Raw genomic sequence first — 19,295 nt, 5'->3', positions numbered from 1 at the left:
AATCATCTCTTGGTTACTCAATACAATACTTCAAATCTAAGTCTTAATATCTTCACTCTCGCAAAAGAAGATTAATAATCTTCTCAATACTCGAATCTTTTATTAAGCTCAATACTTTTGGGTATTGTATGGTTAAGCCTCACGGGTAATTAGTACAAGTTAGCTCAATACATTACTGTACTTACACACCTTGCCTATCAACGTTGTAGTCTCCAACGGCCCTTTAGGGAGCTTAAAGCTCCAGTGAGAACTCATCTCGAGGCTCGCTTCCCGCTTAGATGCTTTCAGCGGTTATCGATTCCGAACGTAGCTACCGGGCAATGCCATTGGCATGACAACCCGAACACCAGCGGTTCGTCCACTCCGGTCCTCTCGTACTAGGAGCAGCTCCTCTCAATTCTCAAACGCCCACGGCAGATAGGGACCGAACTGTCTCACGACGTTCTAAACCCAGCTCGCGTACCACTTTAAATGGCGAACAGCCATACCCTTGGGACCGACTTCAGCCCCAGGATGTGATGAGCCGACATCGAGGTGCCAAACACCGCCGTCGATATGAACTCTTGGGCGGTATCAGCCTGTTATCCCCGGAGTACCTTTTATCCGTTGAGCGATGGCCCTTCCATTCAGAACCACCGGATCACTATGACCTACTTTCGTACCTGCTCGACGTGTCTGTCTCGCAGTTAAGCTGGCTTATACCATTGTACTAACCTCACGATGTCCGACCGTGATTAGCCAACCTTCGTACTCCTCCGTTACTCTTTAGGAGGAGACCGCCCCAGTCAAACTACCCACCAAACAGTGTCCCAAACCCCGATTCAGGGGCCATGGTTAGAACTCAAAACATACAAGGGTGGTATTTCAAGGTTGACTCCACCAAATCTAGCGACCTGGTTTCATTGCCTCCCACCTATCCTACACATGTAGGCTCTAAGTTCACTGCTAAGCTGTAGTAAAGGTTCACGGGGTCTTTCCGTCTAGCCGCGGGTACACAGCATCTTCACTGCGATTTCAACTTCACTGAGTCTCGGGTGGAGACAGCATGGCCATCATTACGCCATTCGTGCAGGTCGGAACTTACCCGACAAGGAATTTCGCTACCTTAGGACCGTTATAGTTACGGCCGCCGTTTACTGGGGCTTCGATCAAGAGCTTCGCGCAAGCGCTAACCCCATCAATTAACCTTCCAGCACCGGGCAGGCGTCACACCCTATACGTCATCTTACGATTTAGCAGAGTGCTGTGTTTTTAATAAACAGTTGCAGCCATCTGGTATCTTCGGCCTACAACAGCTCCATCCGCAAGGGACTTCACCGTCGTAGGCGTACCTTCTCCCGAAGTTACGGTACCATTTTGCCTAGTTCCTTCACCCGAGTTCTCTCAAGCGCCTTGGTATTCTCTACCTGACCACCTGTGTCGGTTTGGGGTACGATCCTTTATTATCTGAAGCTTAGAGACTTTTCCTGGAAGCATGGCATCAATGACTTCATCACCGTAGTGACTCGACATCGTATCTCAGCGTTAGTAGAAACCCGGATTTACCTAAGTCTCCCGCCTACATACTTGAACCTGGACAACCATCGCCAGGCCCACCTAGCCTTCTCCGTCCTCCCATCGCAATAATAAAGGGTACGGGAATATTAACCCGTTTCCCATCGACTACGCCTTTCGGCCTCGCCTTAGGGGTCGACTCACCCTGCCCCGATTAACGTTGGACAGGAACCCTTGGTCTTCCGGCGGGGGGGTTTTTCACCCCCCTTATCGTTACTCATGTCAACATTCGCACTTCTGATACCTCCAGGATGGTTTACACCTTTCCCTTCGACGGCTTACAGAACGCTCCTCTACCATGCATAATAAATTATGCATCCGCAGCTTCGGTGATATGTTTAGCCCCGTTAAATCTTCCGCGCAGACCGACTCGACTAGTGAGCTATTACGCTTTCTTTAAAAGATGGCTGCTTCTAAGCCAACTTCCTAGCTGTCTAAGCCTTTCCACATCGTTTCCCACTTAACATATACTTTGGGACCTTAGCTGGCGGTCTGGGTTGTTTCCCTTTCCACGACGGACGTTAGCACCCGCCGTGTGTCTCCCATGATTGCACTTGTTGGTATTCGGAGTTTGCATAGGGTTGGTAAGTCGGGATGACCCCCTAGCCTAAACAGTGCTCTACCCCCAACAGTGATACATGAGGCGCTACCTAAATAGCTTTCGAGGAGAACCAGCTATCTCTTGGTTTGATTGGCCTTTCACCCCCAGCCACAAGTCATCCCCTAATTTTTCAACATTAGTGGGTTCGGTCCTCCAGTTGATGTTACTCAACCTTCAACCTGCTCATGGCTAGATCACCAAGTTTCGGGTCTAATCCCAGCAACTATTCGCCCAGTTAAGACTCGGTTTCCCTACGGCTCCCCTAAACGGTTAACCTTGCTACTGAAATTAAGTCGTTGACCCATTATACAAAAGGTACGCAGTCACCGAACTAAGTCGGCTCCTACTGCTTGTACGTACACGGTTTCAGGTTCTATTTCACTCCCCTCACAGGGGTTCTTTTCGCCTTTCCCTCACGGTACTGGTTCACTATCGGTCAATTAGGAGTATTTAGCCTTGGAGGATGGTCCCCCCATATTCAGTCAGGATTTCTCGTGTCCCGACCTACTCGTTTTCACTATAAAGAAGTTGTCATATACGGGACTATCACCCTGTATCGTTGCACTTTCCAGAGCATTCTACTAACTTCTAAACAGCTTAAGGGCTGTTCCAATTTCGCTCGCCGCTACTATCGGAATCTCGGTTGATTTCTTTTCCTAAGGGTACTTAGATGTTTCAGTTCCCCTCGTTCGCTTCGTTAAGCTATGTATTCACTTAACGATGACACTAAGTGCCGGGTTGCCCCATTCGGAAATTCCAGGATATAACGCTTGTTATCAACTCCCCTGGACTTATCGCAGATTACCACGTCCTTCATCGCCTCTAATTGCCTAGGCATCCACCGTGCACGCTTATTCACTTAACCATACAATACCTAAAGATACTGTCTTTAAGCATTTTTATGAATATTAATAATATTCAAAAAACACATAAGATTATAAAATTTAGATGTTATATGTCGTTTCCAAGACGCTTGCGATCCTCATATTTTACTATGAAAAACACATTCGTTTTTCGTGCACCTATCAGTTATAAATAACTGAGTAGATACGTACAAACTGCACTTCACTTACGTGAATTACAGCTGTTTTTATTTTTGCTTGATTACAGCAATTAATGTAAACATTAATTACTGAGAACAATTTCGTTTATACTTAACGTAATATGCATATGTAATAAAGCATCCAGTGGATGGTTTATTATGCTAATACGTTAAGTAAGAACTTTATCAGCTTTCCTAATTGTTAAAGAGCAGTGTTAAAAAAACACTTGATAATTATTTCAAATTAAACAGTTATCAAGTGATTCTCTGGTTTTTTAATGCCTAGATTTTGGTATCCCCAAGGGGATTTGAACCCCTGTTACCGCCGTGAAAGGGCGGTGTCCTAGGCCTCTAGACGATGGGGACCAAGAACTTTGTGCGCTTTATCATTCTAATCAAACAATCTGTGTGGACACTAAACGTGTTTCTTTCGTATAAGGAGGTGATCCAGCCCCAGGTTCCCCTAGGGCTACCTTGTTACGACTTCACCCCAGTCATGAACCACACCGTGGTCATCGCCATCCCCGAAAGGTTAAGCTAATGACTTCTGGTGCAGCCCACTCCCATGGTGTGACGGGCGGTGTGTACAAGGCCCGGGAACGTATTCACCGTGGCATTCTGATCCACGATTACTAGCGATTCCAACTTCACGGAGTCGAGTTGCAGACTCCGATCCGGACTACGACAGACTTTATGAGATTCGCATACCCTCGCAGGTTAGCAACCCTTTGTATCTGCCATTGTAGCACGTGTGTAGCCCATCCCGTAAGGGCCATGATGACTTGACGTCGTCCCCACCTTCCTCCGGTTTATCACCGGCAGTCTCCCTAAAGTTCCCGGCATGACCCGCTGGCAAGTAAGGATAAGGGTTGCGCTCGTTGCGGGACTTAACCCAACATTTCACAACACGAGCTGACGACAGCCATGCAGCACCTGTCTCAGAGTTCCCGAAGGCACTCATCTATCTCTAGGTGATTCTCTGGATGTCAAGGGATGGTAAGGTTCTTCGCGTTGCATCGAATTAAACCACATGCTCCACCGCTTGTGCGGGCCCCCGTCAATTCATTTGAGTTTTAACCTTGCGGCCGTACTCCCCAGGCGGTCTATTTAATGCGTTAGCTTTGAAACCCACGGCATATAGCCACAAACTTCTAATAGACATCGTTTACTGCGTGGACTACCGGGGTATCTAATCCCGTTTGCTCCCCACGCCTTCGCGCCTCAGTGTCAGTCTTTGTCCAGGTGGCCGCCTTCGCCACTGGTATTCCTTCAGATCTCTACGCATTTCACCGCTACACCTGAAATTCTACCACCCTCTACAAAACTCTAGTCAACCAGTTTCAAATGCAGTTCCAAGGTTGAGCCCTGGGCTTTCACATCTGACTTAATTAACCACCTACGCGCGCTTTACGCCCAGTAATTCCGATTAACGCTCGCACCCTCCGTATTACCGCGGCTGCTGGCACGGAGTTAGCCGGTGCTTCTTCTGCGAGTAACGTCACAGATAGCAGTTATTAACTACTACCCTTTCCTCCTCGCTGAAAGTGCTTTACAACCCGAAAGCCTTCTTCACACACGCGGCATGGCTGCATCAGAGTTTCCTCCATTGTGCAATATTCCCCACTGCTGCCTCCCGTAGGAGTCTGGACCGTGTCTCAGTTCCAGTGTGGCTGGTCATCCTCTAAGACCAGCTAGGGATCGTCGCCTTGGTAAGCCATTACCTTACCAACTAGCTAATCCCACTTGGGCTACTCTAAACGCGCAAGGCCCGAAGGTCCCCTGCTTTGGTCCGTAGACATTATGCGGTATTAGCAGTCGTTTCCAACTGTTGTCCCCCACGTTAAGGCATATTCCCAAGCATTACTCACCCGTCCGCCACTCGTCAGCAAAGTAGCAAGCTACTCTCTGTTACCGTTCGACTTGCATGTGTTAAGCCTGCCGCCAGCGTTCAATCTGAGCCATGATCAAACTCTTCAATTTAAAGTTTAATTTGCAATGTTGTTACCAACAATGCAACTCAATATTACTGACTAAAACTAAGTAACTAATCAACTAGTGAAAAGTACTTGTTGTTATTCTGAATTAATGAATTAATTCGTGTGTCACTGATATTGATTCTTTTTGTCCTCTTAATGAAGTTGCAAAGCAAAATCACCATAAGGACTTTTTTGAAATCATCATCTAGTGCCCACACAGATTGTTTGATTAAATTGTTAAAGAGCGTGCCTTTCGGCAGGTGCGTATAATACGTCACCAGTGAGATTTGTCAACGTTTTAATTAAGTTAATAATCAAATCGTTGTCTCACCAAACACCGCGGTAACTCGCGTTACTTGCTGTGTCTGTGGGGTCGCATTATAGGGAGTTCAGCAACATTGGCAAGCGTTTTTTGCATAAAAAACGCTTATTTTAAGATTTAATTTTTATACCTAAGTTAGCCACAACTTATGCACATTTATTGATGAGTTACCCACAATTCAAGCGAGTTTTTCAAACATTTCTTTTAAATCCTCAAAAACATCCGTCGCCAAGGCTTCGCCTTCGCTCGTGATCTCTTTTCCTGATCGTACTAAATAGTTATTTTCGATACCCGCTGCGATACCCGCTTGTATATCCGAGATCTTATCTCCTACTAATATAGATGCAGTGACATCTATATTTAACTCTTTAATGGCTTCCAGTAGCATGCCAGGTTTTGGCTTACGGCAATCACACTCGACTTTATACTCTCCGAGTCCATGCTCACTATGGTGCGGACAATAATAAATACCATCTAAGTCCACGCCTCTATCTGCTAGAGACCAATCCATCCACTCTGTTAATGTCTGAAATTGATCTTCTGTGAAGTAACCTCGGGCAATACCGGATTGATTAGTAATAAGCACTAATAAATAGCCCTTCTCTTTAAAGCCCTGTAATGCGTCTATTACTCCCTCAATAAATTCAAAATCATCTACTTTAGAAATATAGCCATGATCAACATTGATCACACCGTCTCTATCGAGAAAAATGGCACGTTTTGCGTTAGTTACTGTCATACTGTTTCCTATTATCTTTTTATCGATGCTATTATCGCTTTTTTTCATTTATTATAAAGAATTTATTATGTTGCGTTTTACTCTTTTATTTACAACTCTATTACTCGGCGCCTGTAGCCAATACCCTTTTTCATCTAATGTTGATAAACAAAATTTTTCGACTTATTTTAAACCGAGTAGCGTTACTATATATAGTAAAGAAGAAGCGACAAAATTAGACGCACAATGGTTAGGCGCTATTACGGGTAGCAGTTGCCAAATAGAAATAAACGATCGCCCCGCAAGTAAAGCCGATGCGCGAACCAAAGCGCGTATTAATGCAGCTAATTTAGATGCTAACGGCATTGTATTTCAAACCTGTGTCACTTTTGAAGCCGATAGTAGCTGCTTATCTAATGTAATATGCTACGCACGCGCTATTTCAGTAGAGCAGGAAAAATAAAAATGCTGACGACTATTGCTATCATGCACAGCCCCTATAAAGAAAAATTTGCAGTACCTCGTCAGCCAGGGCTAGTCCCTAGCGCGAAAGGTTTACTGGAAATACTGCCTCCTTATAATGATATCAATGCTTTTTCAGGTTTAGAGTGTTTTAGTCATTTATGGCTGATGTTTATTTTCCATAAAAACAAAACGCAAGAGACATGGAGTCCAATGGTACGCCCTCCGCGTCTTGGCGGTAACAAACGCATGGGTGTTTTCGCAACACGCTCGCCTAATCGGCCCAATCCTATAGGCCTGTCTTTAGTTGAGTATCATGGCATCGTTCAAAAAAAAGGTAAGCTATTCTTACAAATTAGCAGCCTTGATCTTGTTGATGGCACGCCCATTGTTGATATTAAACCTTATATTCCTTATGCCGATGCCAAACCCGATGCTAAAGCAGGGTTTGCTCAGCACATACCTCAACTATTAATGCAGGTCCAATTTTCAGAACAAGCGCTACACTTTTTACATAATAAGCCAGAGCTTGCATTGTTGATCCAAGAAGTATTACAACAAGATCCCCGTCCTGCCTATAAAAAGGGTAAAGAAGACACAAAAATCTATGCCATGCATTTACTCGACTTTAATATCTACTGGCAAAACACCTTAGATTGTTGCACCGTCACCGCCATCAAACCCTATGCTTAGCAAATAAGTAGCCACTTATCGCCCCACAAAGTGCACCTAAAAAGTGACTTTCAAAAGAAACACTCGAGTACGTTGGCAACACGCCCCAGATAAGTCCACTGTAAAAAAATAGAGTTAAAATAGAAATAATAATATGCATTATTTTTTTACGCACAATGCCATAAATAATTAAATATCCCCAAAACGCATAAATAATGCCACTCATACCTACATGTACACTATTTCCACGTGCAAATAACCACACTAAAATCCCCGTACAAACTAATTGTAAGAAAAATATGCAATAAAAACGTTTAACACTTCTAAAACCAATCAAAGTTGAAAAAATAATAAAAGGAAAAAAGTTACTGCTTAAATGTATCCAGTTAACATGTAAAAAAGGAGCAAATAATATCCCATAAAGCGTAGCCATTGAGCGCGGGTGGATCCCATATTGCGTTAAATGCAGGGGCAACAACATATTTATCACTAAAATAAACCCACAAATCACCATGATAAAGAGACTTACTTTAAGACTTTGTAGATACTGCTTCATTTAATCCCCATTGTTAGATAAAATCGCTTCTTTATATTGACCTGAAAACTTAAGGATTACCATGCGCACGACCCAGTATTTACTTTCAACTCAAAAAGAAGCGCCTAGCGATGCCGTTATTGTTAGCCACCAACTTATGTTACGTGCGGGTATGATCCGTAAACTAGCATCAGGTTTATACACTTGGTTACCAACCGGTTTACGTGTTTTACGTAAAGTGGAAAACATTGTTCGTCAAGAAATGGAGCGTGCAGGCGCAGTCGAAATATTAATGCCTGTCGTACAACCAGCAGATCTATGGGTTGAGACTGGCCGTTGGGATAAATATGGTGGTGAATTACTGCGGCTTAAAGATCGTCATGATCGCGATTTTGTACTCGGTCCAACGCATGAAGAAGTTGTAACTGAATTAGTACGTAAAGAAATTAATAGCTATAAACAACTCCCTCTGAACCTTTTTCAGATTCAAACTAAATTCCGTGATGAAACGCGCCCTCGTTTTGGTGTGATGCGCTCACGTGAATTCACCATGAAAGATGCATATTCTTTTCATCTTGAAGATGAGTGTTTAGAAAAGACTTATCAAACCATGTTTAGTGCATATTGCCGTATATTTGAGCGCCTTGGCCTTGAATATCGCCCTGTTATTGCAGACAGTGGTAGCATTGGTGGCAATTCATCACATGAATTCCATGTTTTAGCGCCAAGTGGTGAAGATGCTATCGCTTTCTCATCTGAAAGTGACTATGCTGCTAATGTTGAAAAAGCGGAAGCACTGGCTCCTACATTCGATCGCCCAGCGGCCACTCTCGATGTAAAAACGTTGGAAACACCGAACGTACACAGTATCGAAGATGTATGCCAAGCGTTAAATGTACCTGCGACGCAAACGTTAAAAACATTACTGGTTGAAGGTATTGCGCAAGAAGGACAAGAAACGCCGATTGTCGCCCTTGTTTTACGTGGCGATCATAGTTTAAATGAAATTAAAGCCTCTAATATTCAGGGTGTTTCAAACCCACTTGTATTTGCTAATGAAACGCAAATTAAAGAAGCAGCTGGTTGTGATGCTGGCTCAATTGGCCCGATGGGTTTATCCCTACGTATTATTGTTGATTTAAGCGCAGATAAATTAGCAGACTTTACTTGTGGGGCGAATGAAAATAGCCAACATTTAACGGGTGTAAACTGGGATCGTGATATTAAAGATTATGAAACTGCAGATCTTCGTAATGTTCAAGAGGGCGATCTTAGCCCTTGTGGTAAAGGTACATTAAGCATTACCCGTGGCATTGAAGTTGGCCATATATTCCAATTAGGCAAAACCTATTCAGAAGCGATGAATGCCAGCGTACTAAACCAGCAAGGCAAAAATCAAACGCTAACGATGGGCTGTTACGGTATTGGTATTTCACGCATTGTAGCGGCTGCTATTGAACAAAATAATGATGCTAATGGCATTATTTGGAATGAAGCATTAGCTCCCTTCTCTGTCGTGATCGTGCCGATGAACATGAAAAAATCTCATCGCGTTGCCGATCTTGCTGAAAGATATTACGCAGAATTACAAGCAGCAGGCATTGAAGTACTCTTTGATGATCGTAAAGAGCGCCCAGGCGTCATGTTTGCCGATGCAGAGCTAATTGGTATTCCACATATGCTGATCATTGGTGATCGCAGTATTGATAATGGCGTTATTGAATACAAAAACCGTAAATCTGGCGAGAAACAAGACGTCAAGATTGAGGATGTTATCGCCTTCATTAAAGAGCAACGTAGCTAAGTTTTATTATATAAATTAGCCAGTATTTTATACTGGCTAATTCTTTTAAAATACCGGATACTAAGTATTAAAAATAGACACCTACTTTCAACGATGGATGGCTTTTTTAATGAGTATGCCCCCTCCCAACTTAACACTGCAAACATCAGACGAAATTAACACGCCTAAAAAACAACAAATAGATGCTTTTTGGCACCTACATGCATTATTTCATACGTTTCAAGGTGTTGATGATAAAACAATCAGCCATGTTAGTATTGCCACGGGTAATTCACGGGTTATTGTTATCAGTCAAGGGCGCAGTGAAACGACGCTTAAATATAAAGAATTGGCTTTTGAGTTAAATAAACAAGGTTTTGATATTTATCTTATCGATCATCGGGGACAAGGTTTTTCAGAGCGCTTTGGAGGGTCAAAATCACGAGGTCATGTTCGGTTTTTTCAAGATTATATTACCGATTTTAATACTTATATATGTAGCCTAGCGCTACAACAAAAATATACGCATCGCTATTTACTCTCGCATTCAATGGGAGGCGCGATAAGCGCACTCTATTTAGAGCAATATGCACACCCATTTCAAGCCAGTGTCTTCTTTTGCCCCATGCTATCTTTTAAATTTTACGGATTTCCTGCTTACATCATCCAAAATATTGCTTTATGTAGCGCATTCATAACGTCTCTGTTTAGCCCTAAAGCGTGTTATGTGCCTTTTGGAAAAGACTTTAGTATGCCCCTTTTTAAAAAAGGACCGTTTACCTCGAGTAGTGAGCGCTTCAACGACTTTAAACAAACACTGCAACAATATCCACAGACACAATTAGGCTCTCCCACCATGCGTTGGTTAGCAACGAGTATAGACGCCACAAAAAAAGCCATTAGAAATGCCCATAAAATTAATATCCCCATACTCCTCTTCCAAGCGGAAGATGATGCCATCATTAGTGCAACGGGTCAGAATGCATTTTTTAAGAATCTAACGAGAAATAAATATAACCAATTTGTAAGTGTTGACAAAGCCCAACATGAAATATTAATCGAGCGCGATGAGATTAGACAACCAACGCTGACTAAAACGCTTTCTTTTTTTAAAAAAATAGAACAATCAATAAAATAAGGTATACATATATGTACAAAATAGCCATCTCCGATCTTGATGGAACATTACTTGGCCCGGATCATCGGATCTCAGTAGAAACAAAAAAAAGCATTTTAAATTGGATCCAAGATGATCGTAAATTTGTGATCGCAACAGGTCGCCATTACATTGAAGCGAAACACCTACAAAAGGATATTAATGAGCCTATTTATCTGATCACATCAAATGGTGCGCGCGTACATGATAAACAAGGAAATATTATCCATGCACAAAATATCGATACGGCTATCGTAACGGAAGTTTGTCAGACTCAATTTAATAAAAATATACAAGTTAATCTTTTTACCGACAATGAGTGGTTTGTTAATTTTATAATACCCGAACATATGGAAATGGATCTAGGAGCCGGATTTCATTGTCAACAATCAGACTTAACCCGTATAGACAGTAGCAAAGCAATTAAAATATTTTTTTGGGGCGAACCTGAGCTATTGCAGCCTATTTATGAAATGCTCAATAAAAAATATGGAAGCCGAGTTAACCTCACATTTTCGCTCGACAAATGCTTAGAAATGATGGATGCAAATACCAATAAAGGCACCGCTGTACAAGCCGTTTTAAAAGCGAAAGGACTGCGCACTGAAGACGCTATCGCTTTTGGTGATGCGATGAATGATGTAGAAATGCTAAGCTTAGTGGGTAAAGGTATTTTAATGGCAAACTCACAAAAAGCATTATGTGCAGCCCTGCCCAACGCAGAAAAAACCTGTAGCTCAAAAGAGCATGGTGTTGCTGTGATGCTTGATCATATATTACAGGGATAAAATCCTTAAAAAAGAGTTAAACGCGCGAGTCTGATTTGTGTATATAATAAGACAACTCACTTTTATAAAGGCCTCCTATGCGTTTTTCTCTTTACCTGTTTTTTAGTTGTTTGTTTTTTTTGCTCAGCGCATGCAGTAGCTCAACCTCTGAGCTTGCTATAAAACAGAACTTAGGTGCAACACCTTTTACATCCGCACCGGCAGAGTCTTTTAAAGGTGAGCTGAAATTTATAGGGAAACAGACTTACTTCACGCCTTGTGCAACAGACGATCTTTTTTTAATCCGCAACGATACAAAAATAAAAGACATATACAGCCAACTTAATCGGATTAAAAATACACCTCTCTATATTGAATTATCAGCGGAAATATACATTACCCCAAATGACAAAGAGGCGCGTATGCGCGTTGATGATATCTATTATCTCACCCAAAAAAACATTTTATTACAATGTGCAAAGCATGCGGGACCTTTTAGCTTAAAAGCCCAAGGGGCATCTCCTTTTTGGCGTTTAACCGTAGATAAAAACCTTATTCTTTTAGCGTCAAAAGCCATAAATCAAGCGTATAAGATAACCAAAGAGCCTATTGTTTCTTCAAATCAGACCTCGATAGTGGCAACCAATGAGCAAGGTAAAATGCTGCGCTTAATTTATCAAGAGAGTCCCTGCTATGCATCTAAAAACAAAGAATATTGGGGATATAAAGCCCAATTAGAAACCCCTTGGAATAATTTTAGCGGGTGCTTAAAAATCCAAGCTACACCAATAACAAATAATGTGATGGGTGATTATCAAAGTACAGAGCAGAGTGATCTCATCAGCTTAAGTCTCAACGCGCAGCATCAGGTTGTTTTCAATCAGAAAACTGAAAATATTATAAAAACAGGATTTTGGAAAAACAAATCAGCAGATGAGATTGTGATCATGCTGACTAAGCAGGGTAATAATCCCTTACAAGAAGAATATGTTTTCTCTCGCACACAGCAAACGCTGCGCGCGGTGGCTATCAACAAAAACAATCAAAGAAGCCCCTTACTCATCCCGCTTATTTTTACCAAGGTAACGAAGCAGGTAAAACCTGCATTGCTCACCCCGACCGACGCAAAAAACATCAATCCAAATGAGCGCCTCGATAAAAAAGTGCAACATGCATTAGCCGTTTATTTTCACGCTCAAAACAGCGATCCTAAAAACACCCAATTTAGTGTCGTAAAATATGACTTAAATGATGATGGCATCAATGACGCAATCATTATGCTTGATTGGTGCAACCGCAGTAATGCCTGTGAGATGTTGATATTTAAAGGTACAAAAACAAAAGAGGCGTACATTTTTAATAGTCGTATCTCCGCAGTAAAAACACCTCTCAATGTGACCACAGATCTTCATTATTTATGGAAAAGCTTATTATTTAAAACAGATCAACAAAGCTTTCTTCTCGATTTTGATGGCATTAATTACACATTAAAAATAAAAGTACCTCTCGAGAAGAATAAAAAGACAACCTCTACCAGTCACCTTTTATTTAATAATGCACCAATGTATTGGAACAAAATTGTAAATTAATCATTTCCAAGCAATACAATACGTTTTAAAAATTCTCGTTGAAAATGATCTTTTGATACTAATACGCTCACAGATGCACTTTTAAGGGGTACATAAGCATTGAGAAGTACCACAAAAAGCATGTCACCACGCGCGGTACTCACGCGCCCTAATAAGTTACTGACACCTTTCATAGAGCCAGTCTTAGCAATCACTTTTTCGGTTAATAAAGTATCATGCACCCCTCGATGGTACTTTAACGTACCATCTTTTCCCGCAATAGGAAAAGAGGCGAGTATATGTAATGTTTTATCATGTTTATAAATATAATTTAACACTTTCATAAACAGCTTGCTGCTCATTAAATTATGTCGAGATAAGCCAGATCCATCGACTATATAGCTATTTCCAAGATCAATGCCCTGCTTCTCTAATATCAATTTAAGGGCCAAAGCACCATTACGAAAGTTTCCTGATGTATTAAAATAATGTGCACCTAATGTTTTAAATAAACTGTCGGCAATTAAATTATCTGAATTTTTTAGCATCTGCAGTAATAAACGATCGAGTGTTATTGATTGATGCGTTACCAATTTATCGGATACAAGGTAAGCGCTATCTTCTCGTACCTGACCTGTTAATTTAATACCCACTCTTTTTAATTCGCTTCGGATAATTTCGGCTGCATAGTTAAACGGATCATTTACCGCGAAAGCCAAAGGAAATGCACCGCTTCGAGGCACCATACAACCCCAGAGATGATATCTATTATTTTCGTGTCGCGTTATCTCTAAATCACAGAAAGCTTTCTGTTTCTCTTCTACACTTACAATCTGCACATCACTGCTAATACGCATAGGCTCATAAGGTGGAATAAATAATGAGGCCGTTTTACCATCGCCACGGCCTAAATTACCTAGAACACAATTTTTATTAACAATGATCGCATGACTCGGCGCGGTATAACAGACACCAAGATCATTCCACGCTTGCCCATTACTCCATTGGTAGCCATTAAATGCATGACTATTTAATAAAAAATCACCTTTTATATTTTTTATTCCGAGAGATTTTAAGCGTAATAACATCTTGCGAATATCCACGCGTAATAGTGTTGGATCGCCTACAAACTGAAAACTTAAAGAGCCTTGATAATTGCCGAGAGAGATCTTATCGCGAGATCCTCGAATGCTTGTTTCAAAGCGAAAATCATCCCCTAGATATATTTTAGCTGCCAGCGCTGTTAAAACTTTTTGTACACTCGCGGGAGTCCGTAACGTATTAGCATGATGAGATACCACTGTTTTTTGTGTTGCAGCATCCACAACCAAATAGGATAATTGCGTCCCAGGTGGTAAAAACCGTTCTAAATCTTGCCATTCATTTGCCCAAAGCGTGCTACAGAAAAAAAAAGAAACTAAAATTTTATACATTAAATTATTCCATAAAAGATGAATGGTTATGCTAACAAAAATAGATAACGCTTGTTAGTCTCAAACAAAGTGGCAAGTCCATAATGTACGATTAGATTAAAGATATAATAAGCCTTCATGGCTTTAAAATCATAGTCTCATGGGTATTTATCTACAGATAAAATATAAATAAAATGTAAAAAAATAGCAAGCAAAAGTATAGCCTAACGTTAAACTTTAACTAAGCCTATTTTTAGCCTAACAAGCATTGCATTCACACGCACAAACTGGTATAAATTTTTAAAACATCGCGTTTCATACAGGCAATCCATTGTAAATGAAGCCGTTCCGTTTATACTTGAATAACTCTCTATAACCATAGGCGAACTAACCCATGCAATATAATACATCTCTTCTTTGTGATATTTATGCAGACACTATTGATGTTGTTGAACCTTTACTCACTAATTTTGGTGGGCGAAATTCATTTGCAGGAGAAGTTGTCACTGTCAAATGTTTTGAATCTGTTGGTCTTATTTATAAAGCTCTCGAAGAAAATGGCACGGGTAAAGTGTTATTAGTTGATGGCGGTGGATCTATACGTCGCGCATTAGTTAATGTACATATTGCAGAGCTTGCTATTGAAAACGGTTGGGAAGGCATTGTTGTAAATGGCTGTGTACGTGAAGTTGCCCAACTAGAAGAAATGGATATAGGTATTCAAGCTATTACGGCTATCCCTGTAGGTGCAGATGATACTGAAGTAGGTGATATCAACGTGCCGATTAATTTTGCTGGCGTGACCTTCTTACCAGAAGATATTCTATACGCAGATAGCACGGGTATTGTTATTTCTCCTGAGCCTCTCGATGTCGATGAACTCGAAGAAGAAATCGAAGAAGAAGAATAATTAGAAGATAAAAAAAGGCCTGTAAACAGGCCTGTTTTTTAGAGTAGGCTTTCTTCAGCCTGTTCTATTTTCCCGACTAGCGCACTTAAACGTGACTGCCACTGTAGATGCTCATCAGTAAGCTTAGTATTTTCTGCTTGTAGCACGTCATTTTTTTCAGCTAGCGTTAATTTGTCATCTTTTAAATCTTCAACTTCCATTTGTAACAAAGCAATATTGTCCACTGCATTGTTAATTTTACTTTCTAGTTTTTCCAATAGATCTAATGTCATTTAATTCGCCCCTTAAAGGAATTTGTTCAATTTTCTGAGAATAAGCATTCCTGCCCTCTTATTCAACCTTTGTTTTGCTTTTAGGTAAATAAAAGTGAACATGTTACTCTTTTCCCACTTTTAAGTATAATAAGTGAGAGATAAATGCACAATTCAATTCCCTGTGGGAAATATCAGCATTACAAAGGAAATTTTTATCAGGTGCAAGGAATTGCAATACACAGTGAAACAGAAGAAAAAATGGTTGTTTATCGACCACTTTATGGCGCACAAGATTTATGGGTGAGACCACTTACAATGTTCACCGAAAATGTTGAGATTGATGGTGTGATACGAGCTCGATTTGTATTGGTTGACTAAATATCTTGCCCAATTAATACTGATATCAGAGTGAAAACACTGAAGTTGATACCGTCAATACAACCTCTTTTTTATTGGTTGATTAAATATCTTGCCCAATTAATACTGATATCAGAGTGAAAATATTGAGGTTGATACTATCAATCCAACCTCTTTTTTATTGGTTGACTAAATATCTTGCTCAATTAATACTGAAATCAGAGTGAAAACACTGAAGTTGATACCGTCAATACAACCTCTTTTTTATTGGTTGATTAAATATCTTGCTCAATTAATACTGATATCAGAGTGAAAATATTGAGGTTGATACAGTCAATCCAACCTCATTTTCTATGGCAGACTAAATATCTTGATCCATGGATAGTGATGGCATAGCGCAAGATGGGTGCCCAACGATTTTTGCAGGAACCCCTGCGACCGTGGTGTGCTCAGGAACAGCCTCAAGTACCACACTACCAGCACCAATTTTAGCCCCCACTCCGACTTCAATATTACCCAACACTTTGGCCCCAGCACCAATCATCACACCTTGACGTATTTTAGGATGTCGATCGCCACAATTTTTACCGGTTCCCCCAAGGGTTACACCTTGTAATAAAGACACATTATCTTCAATCACAGCTGTTTCTCCAATCACTACGCCTGTCGCATGATCAAACATAATGCCTTTACCTATGGTGGCGGCAGGGTGTACATCAACCGCAAACAATTCTGAACTGCGATTTTGTAAGTACAGCGCTAAAGGTCGACGGTTTTGTTTCCACAACCAGTTTGCAATGCGGTGTACCTGTAACGCATGAAATCCTTTAAGGTATAATAAGGGTGTTGAAAAATCACCCACAGCAGGATCTCGCTCTTGTACTGCGATAATATCAGCCATCGCAGCATTTAAGATCTCAGGATCATTGCTGAACGCATCTTCAATAACTTCACGAACTAAAATAGCCGGCATGGTACTACTATCAAGTCGTCCTGCTAATTGATAACTTAATGCGGATTTTAAATCTTTATGGTTGAGTATTGTCGAATAAAAAAAACTCGCTAGAATAGGCTCATTTGCTGAATATCCCCAAGCTTCATCTCTTATTTTATTCCATAATTGTTCTTGTAATAGCGACATTATTACGTGTCCTTAGTTAAGTTTTGAGTACGCTCTTCGGGGGCGTAATTATTGCGTTTGTGCAATGGGACCATTGATAAAGGATCTAAATGAATCAATATATCCGCATGCGCAAATGATTTCTCTAGTATATATTCAAGTTTCTCTGATTTTTTATGTGCTTCAAGTAAAGTTTGATCATCATCTAATTCTAAATGTAATTGAATAAACTTAACATTACCCGATTGACGTGTACGCAAATCATGCATCCCACGAACGCCTTCTATATGGCTAACTGCTTTAATTATCCGCACTTCATCTGCTTTGGATAATTGCTTATCCATTAATGCATTAATAGATTGTAAGCCAATTTCCCACGCCCCATAAAGTATATAAAAACTGACTAAAATTGAAAATAAAGCATCGATCCAATACCAACCAAATCCCGTTAGAATAATGGCTAATAACACGGCGCCATTTAACACAATATCCGTACGATAATGCAATGAATCCGCTTTAATGGCCATACTACCCGTTTTTTTAACCACATAATTTTGAAACAAAACTAAAGCTAATGTGATCACAACAGAAAATATCATGACAATAATACCGATATGACTAGACGTCATTTGCTGACCATTAATAAACGCAGCAATACCATTAAACATCAAAAACACGGCAGAACCAGTAATAAAGGCGGCTTGAGAAAGTCCCGCTAAGCTTTCTGCTTTACCATGACCAAAACGATGATCATCATCCGCCGGTTGTAAGGCTATTTTTATGGCGAGTAAATTAATAATAGAAGTTGTCACATCCATTAGGGAGTCGGTTAAGGCTGCTAATACACTCGCAGAGCCTGTCAGAAACCAAGCACCTAATTTTACAACAATTAATAACGAGGCGGCAAAAATGGCAACACGCCCTGCAAGATTTACTAATCTTGCATAATCATCTTGTTTATATTCAGCAAACAAACCCAACCCCTTTCCTATAAATGAGCTATCATTATAAACGCTTTATTTAGCGAAACCAGATAGCGGTGATTTTAGGTACACAGAAACACAATTAAATGACATCTCTACATTAAAACGTTAAAATAACAACAAAAATTTTATAAAAAACATTGCAAAACGACTTACAAAAAAACAAGATACAGTTTATTATAAGCGCAGTTAAAATATAACTTAAGTTAAGTAATATTCTTTAAATACGAATGGATTTGAATTGAAGATACATTTAATTTTTCTCTTATCTCTATTTTTAGATTATTTGCCTAATTTCATAGACAAATTACCTAAATAGAGACGTTCTTATTAAGGTAATTACATGAAAAAACTACTTCTAATTGATGATGACAAAGAGCTTGTCTCTTTACTTTCCGACTTTCTTCGCAAAGAAAACTTTATTGTAGATATCGCCTTTGACGGTGAACAAGGATTACAAAAAGCCCTATCGGGTGATTATGACATGTTGATTTTAGATGCGATGATGCCACGAATGAATGGCATGGATATGTTAAAATTATTACGCCAAAAAAGTGATGTACCTGTACTCATTCTTGCCAATAAAGGCGATCCTATCGATAAAGCACTCGGCGTAGCAATGAATGCGGATGATTATCTTACAAAACCTTTTTGTGAACGCGATCTATTAGCGCAAACACTCTCAATTTTACGCCGAAATCAGCATAAAAAAATTGACCCAAAAGACATGATATCGTACTTAGATGTGCAACTTTATCATGATCAACAACAAGTTATATGTCAAAACTTTACCATTGAATTGACCACCACAGAATTGTTGTTACTTGAAACTTTTTTAACCCATCCCGGTAAAATATTCTCTAAAGTAGAGTTAAGTGAAGATATTTTAGGTAAGAAATTACTGCCCTTTGATCGTAGTATTGATATGCACCTCAGTAATATTAGACGCAAATTACCACCACGCATCGACGGAAATACTCGCGTTAAAAACTTTCGTGGAAAAGGTTATATGTGGGTTGAAGATACATTACAAATTCCCGCTTAAAATCATAAAACTAAATAGGCGCTAAAATCTTGATGTATGTAAGGGATCGCTCTACAAT

15 protein-coding genes, 1 tRNA gene and 2 rRNA genes are annotated in these 19,295 nt (G+C 40.3%); 9 read left to right on the top strand and 9 right to left on the bottom strand.

The window, feature by feature from the left end:
- Positions 1-128: 128 nt before the first annotated feature.
- The 4 genes from PCNPT3_RS02530 to gmhB all read right to left on the bottom strand — a co-directional run bounded on the left by PCNPT3_RS02530 (position 129) and on the right by gmhB (position 6,234).
- Positions 129-3,020, bottom strand: a 23S ribosomal RNA gene (locus PCNPT3_RS02530).
- A gap of 467 nt (positions 3,021-3,487) precedes the next feature.
- Positions 3,488-3,563: transfer RNA gene (locus PCNPT3_RS02525), tRNA-Glu, on the bottom strand.
- 69 nt (positions 3,564-3,632) lie between these two features.
- A 16S ribosomal RNA gene (locus PCNPT3_RS02520) occupies positions 3,633-5,177 on the bottom strand.
- The 16S and 23S rRNA genes sit together here with 1 tRNA gene alongside, the layout of an rRNA operon.
- Before the next feature lie 496 nt (positions 5,178-5,673).
- The gene (gene gmhB, locus PCNPT3_RS02515) at positions 5,674-6,234 is read right to left on the bottom strand and encodes a D-glycero-beta-D-manno-heptose 1,7-bisphosphate 7-phosphatase (protein ID WP_015464301.1); all 561 of its coding nucleotides are present in this window, start codon (positions 6,232-6,234) and stop codon (positions 5,674-5,676) included.
- 67 nt (positions 6,235-6,301) lie between these two features.
- On the opposite strand from gmhB, the gene rcsF reads away from it, so the two are divergent.
- Positions 6,302-6,676: an Rcs stress response system protein RcsF gene (rcsF, locus tag PCNPT3_RS02510; protein WP_232207369.1), complete on the top strand. Its 375-nt coding sequence runs from the start codon at positions 6,302-6,304 to the stop codon at positions 6,674-6,676.
- Positions 6,677-6,678: 2 nt separating this feature from the next.
- Positions 6,679-7,368 (top strand): tRNA (N6-threonylcarbamoyladenosine(37)-N6)-methyltransferase TrmO, encoded by a 690-nt coding sequence (tsaA, locus tag PCNPT3_RS02505; protein ID WP_015464299.1) that lies wholly within the window; start codon positions 6,679-6,681, stop codon positions 7,366-7,368.
- On the opposite strand, the gene PCNPT3_RS02500 is transcribed toward tsaA, so the two are convergent.
- Entirely contained in the window at positions 7,352-7,903 is a 552-nt protein-coding gene (locus tag PCNPT3_RS02500) for a rhomboid family intramembrane serine protease (protein WP_015464298.1), read from the bottom strand. The genes tsaA and PCNPT3_RS02500 overlap by 17 nt on opposite strands.
- A 61-nt stretch (positions 7,904-7,964) precedes the next feature.
- On the opposite strand from PCNPT3_RS02500, the gene PCNPT3_RS02495 reads away from it, so the two are divergent.
- The 4 genes from PCNPT3_RS02495 (at position 7,965) to PCNPT3_RS02480 (ending at position 13,177) form a co-directional block, all read left to right on the top strand.
- Positions 7,965-9,686, top strand: coding sequence for a proline--tRNA ligase (locus tag PCNPT3_RS02495; RefSeq protein WP_015464297.1), 1,722 nt, complete (start codon positions 7,965-7,967; stop codon positions 9,684-9,686).
- A gap of 109 nt (positions 9,687-9,795) precedes the next feature.
- The gene (locus PCNPT3_RS02490) at positions 9,796-10,803 is read left to right on the top strand and encodes an alpha/beta fold hydrolase (protein ID WP_015464296.1); all 1,008 of its coding nucleotides are present in this window, start codon (positions 9,796-9,798) and stop codon (positions 10,801-10,803) included.
- An 11-nt stretch (positions 10,804-10,814) separates the two neighbouring features.
- The gene (locus tag PCNPT3_RS02485; protein ID WP_015464295.1) at positions 10,815-11,609 is read left to right on the top strand and encodes a Cof-type HAD-IIB family hydrolase; all 795 of its coding nucleotides are present in this window, start codon (positions 10,815-10,817) and stop codon (positions 11,607-11,609) included.
- Positions 11,610-11,686: 77 nt separating this feature from the next.
- On the top strand, positions 11,687-13,177 hold the full coding sequence (locus tag PCNPT3_RS02480) for a hypothetical protein (RefSeq protein ID WP_015464294.1): 1,491 nt from the start codon (positions 11,687-11,689) through the stop codon (positions 13,175-13,177).
- Here PCNPT3_RS02480 and dacB read toward each other — a convergent pair.
- Positions 13,174-14,589, bottom strand: a complete 1,416-nt coding sequence (gene dacB / locus PCNPT3_RS02475; RefSeq protein WP_015464293.1) for a D-alanyl-D-alanine carboxypeptidase/D-alanyl-D-alanine endopeptidase — start codon at positions 14,587-14,589, stop codon at positions 13,174-13,176. The two genes, PCNPT3_RS02480 and dacB, sit on opposite strands and share 4 nt — an antisense overlap.
- Before the next feature lie 373 nt (positions 14,590-14,962).
- Here dacB and rraA point away from each other — a divergent pair, with 373 nt between their 5' ends.
- Entirely contained in the window at positions 14,963-15,478 is a 516-nt protein-coding gene (gene rraA / locus PCNPT3_RS02470) for a ribonuclease E activity regulator RraA (RefSeq protein ID WP_015464292.1), read from the top strand.
- A gap of 38 nt (positions 15,479-15,516) precedes the next feature.
- On the opposite strand, the gene PCNPT3_RS02465 is transcribed toward rraA, so the two are convergent.
- Entirely contained in the window at positions 15,517-15,750 is a 234-nt protein-coding gene (locus tag PCNPT3_RS02465; RefSeq protein ID WP_015464291.1) for a cell division protein ZapB, read from the bottom strand.
- A 144-nt stretch (positions 15,751-15,894) separates the two neighbouring features.
- Between PCNPT3_RS02465 and PCNPT3_RS02460 the strand changes: the two genes are divergently transcribed.
- The gene (locus PCNPT3_RS02460; protein WP_041771245.1) at positions 15,895-16,110 is read left to right on the top strand and encodes a DUF1653 domain-containing protein; all 216 of its coding nucleotides are present in this window, start codon (positions 15,895-15,897) and stop codon (positions 16,108-16,110) included.
- Between the two features lie 340 nt (positions 16,111-16,450).
- Here PCNPT3_RS02460 and cysE read toward each other — a convergent pair whose 3' ends face one another.
- Positions 16,451-17,230 carry a serine O-acetyltransferase gene (gene cysE / locus PCNPT3_RS02455; protein WP_015464289.1) on the bottom strand — a complete coding sequence of 260 codons (780 nt, stop codon included), beginning with the start codon at positions 17,228-17,230 and terminating at the stop codon, positions 16,451-16,453.
- A gap of 2 nt (positions 17,231-17,232) precedes the next feature.
- Entirely contained in the window at positions 17,233-18,189 is a 957-nt protein-coding gene (locus PCNPT3_RS02450) for a cation diffusion facilitator family transporter (RefSeq protein WP_015464288.1), read from the bottom strand.
- A gap of 346 nt (positions 18,190-18,535) precedes the next feature.
- Between PCNPT3_RS02450 and PCNPT3_RS02445 the strand changes: the two genes are divergently transcribed.
- Entirely contained in the window at positions 18,536-19,237 is a 702-nt protein-coding gene (locus tag PCNPT3_RS02445; protein WP_015464287.1) for a response regulator, read from the top strand.
- Positions 19,238-19,295: the final 58 nt, after the last annotated feature.

The sequence above is a fragment of the Psychromonas sp. CNPT3 genome (genome assembly GCF_000153405.2).
Lineage (GTDB): Bacteria > Pseudomonadota > Gammaproteobacteria > Enterobacterales > Psychromonadaceae > Psychromonas.
Note: the sequence above shows the minus strand (reverse complement) of the source record. Positions and strands in the feature narration are given on the sequence as shown.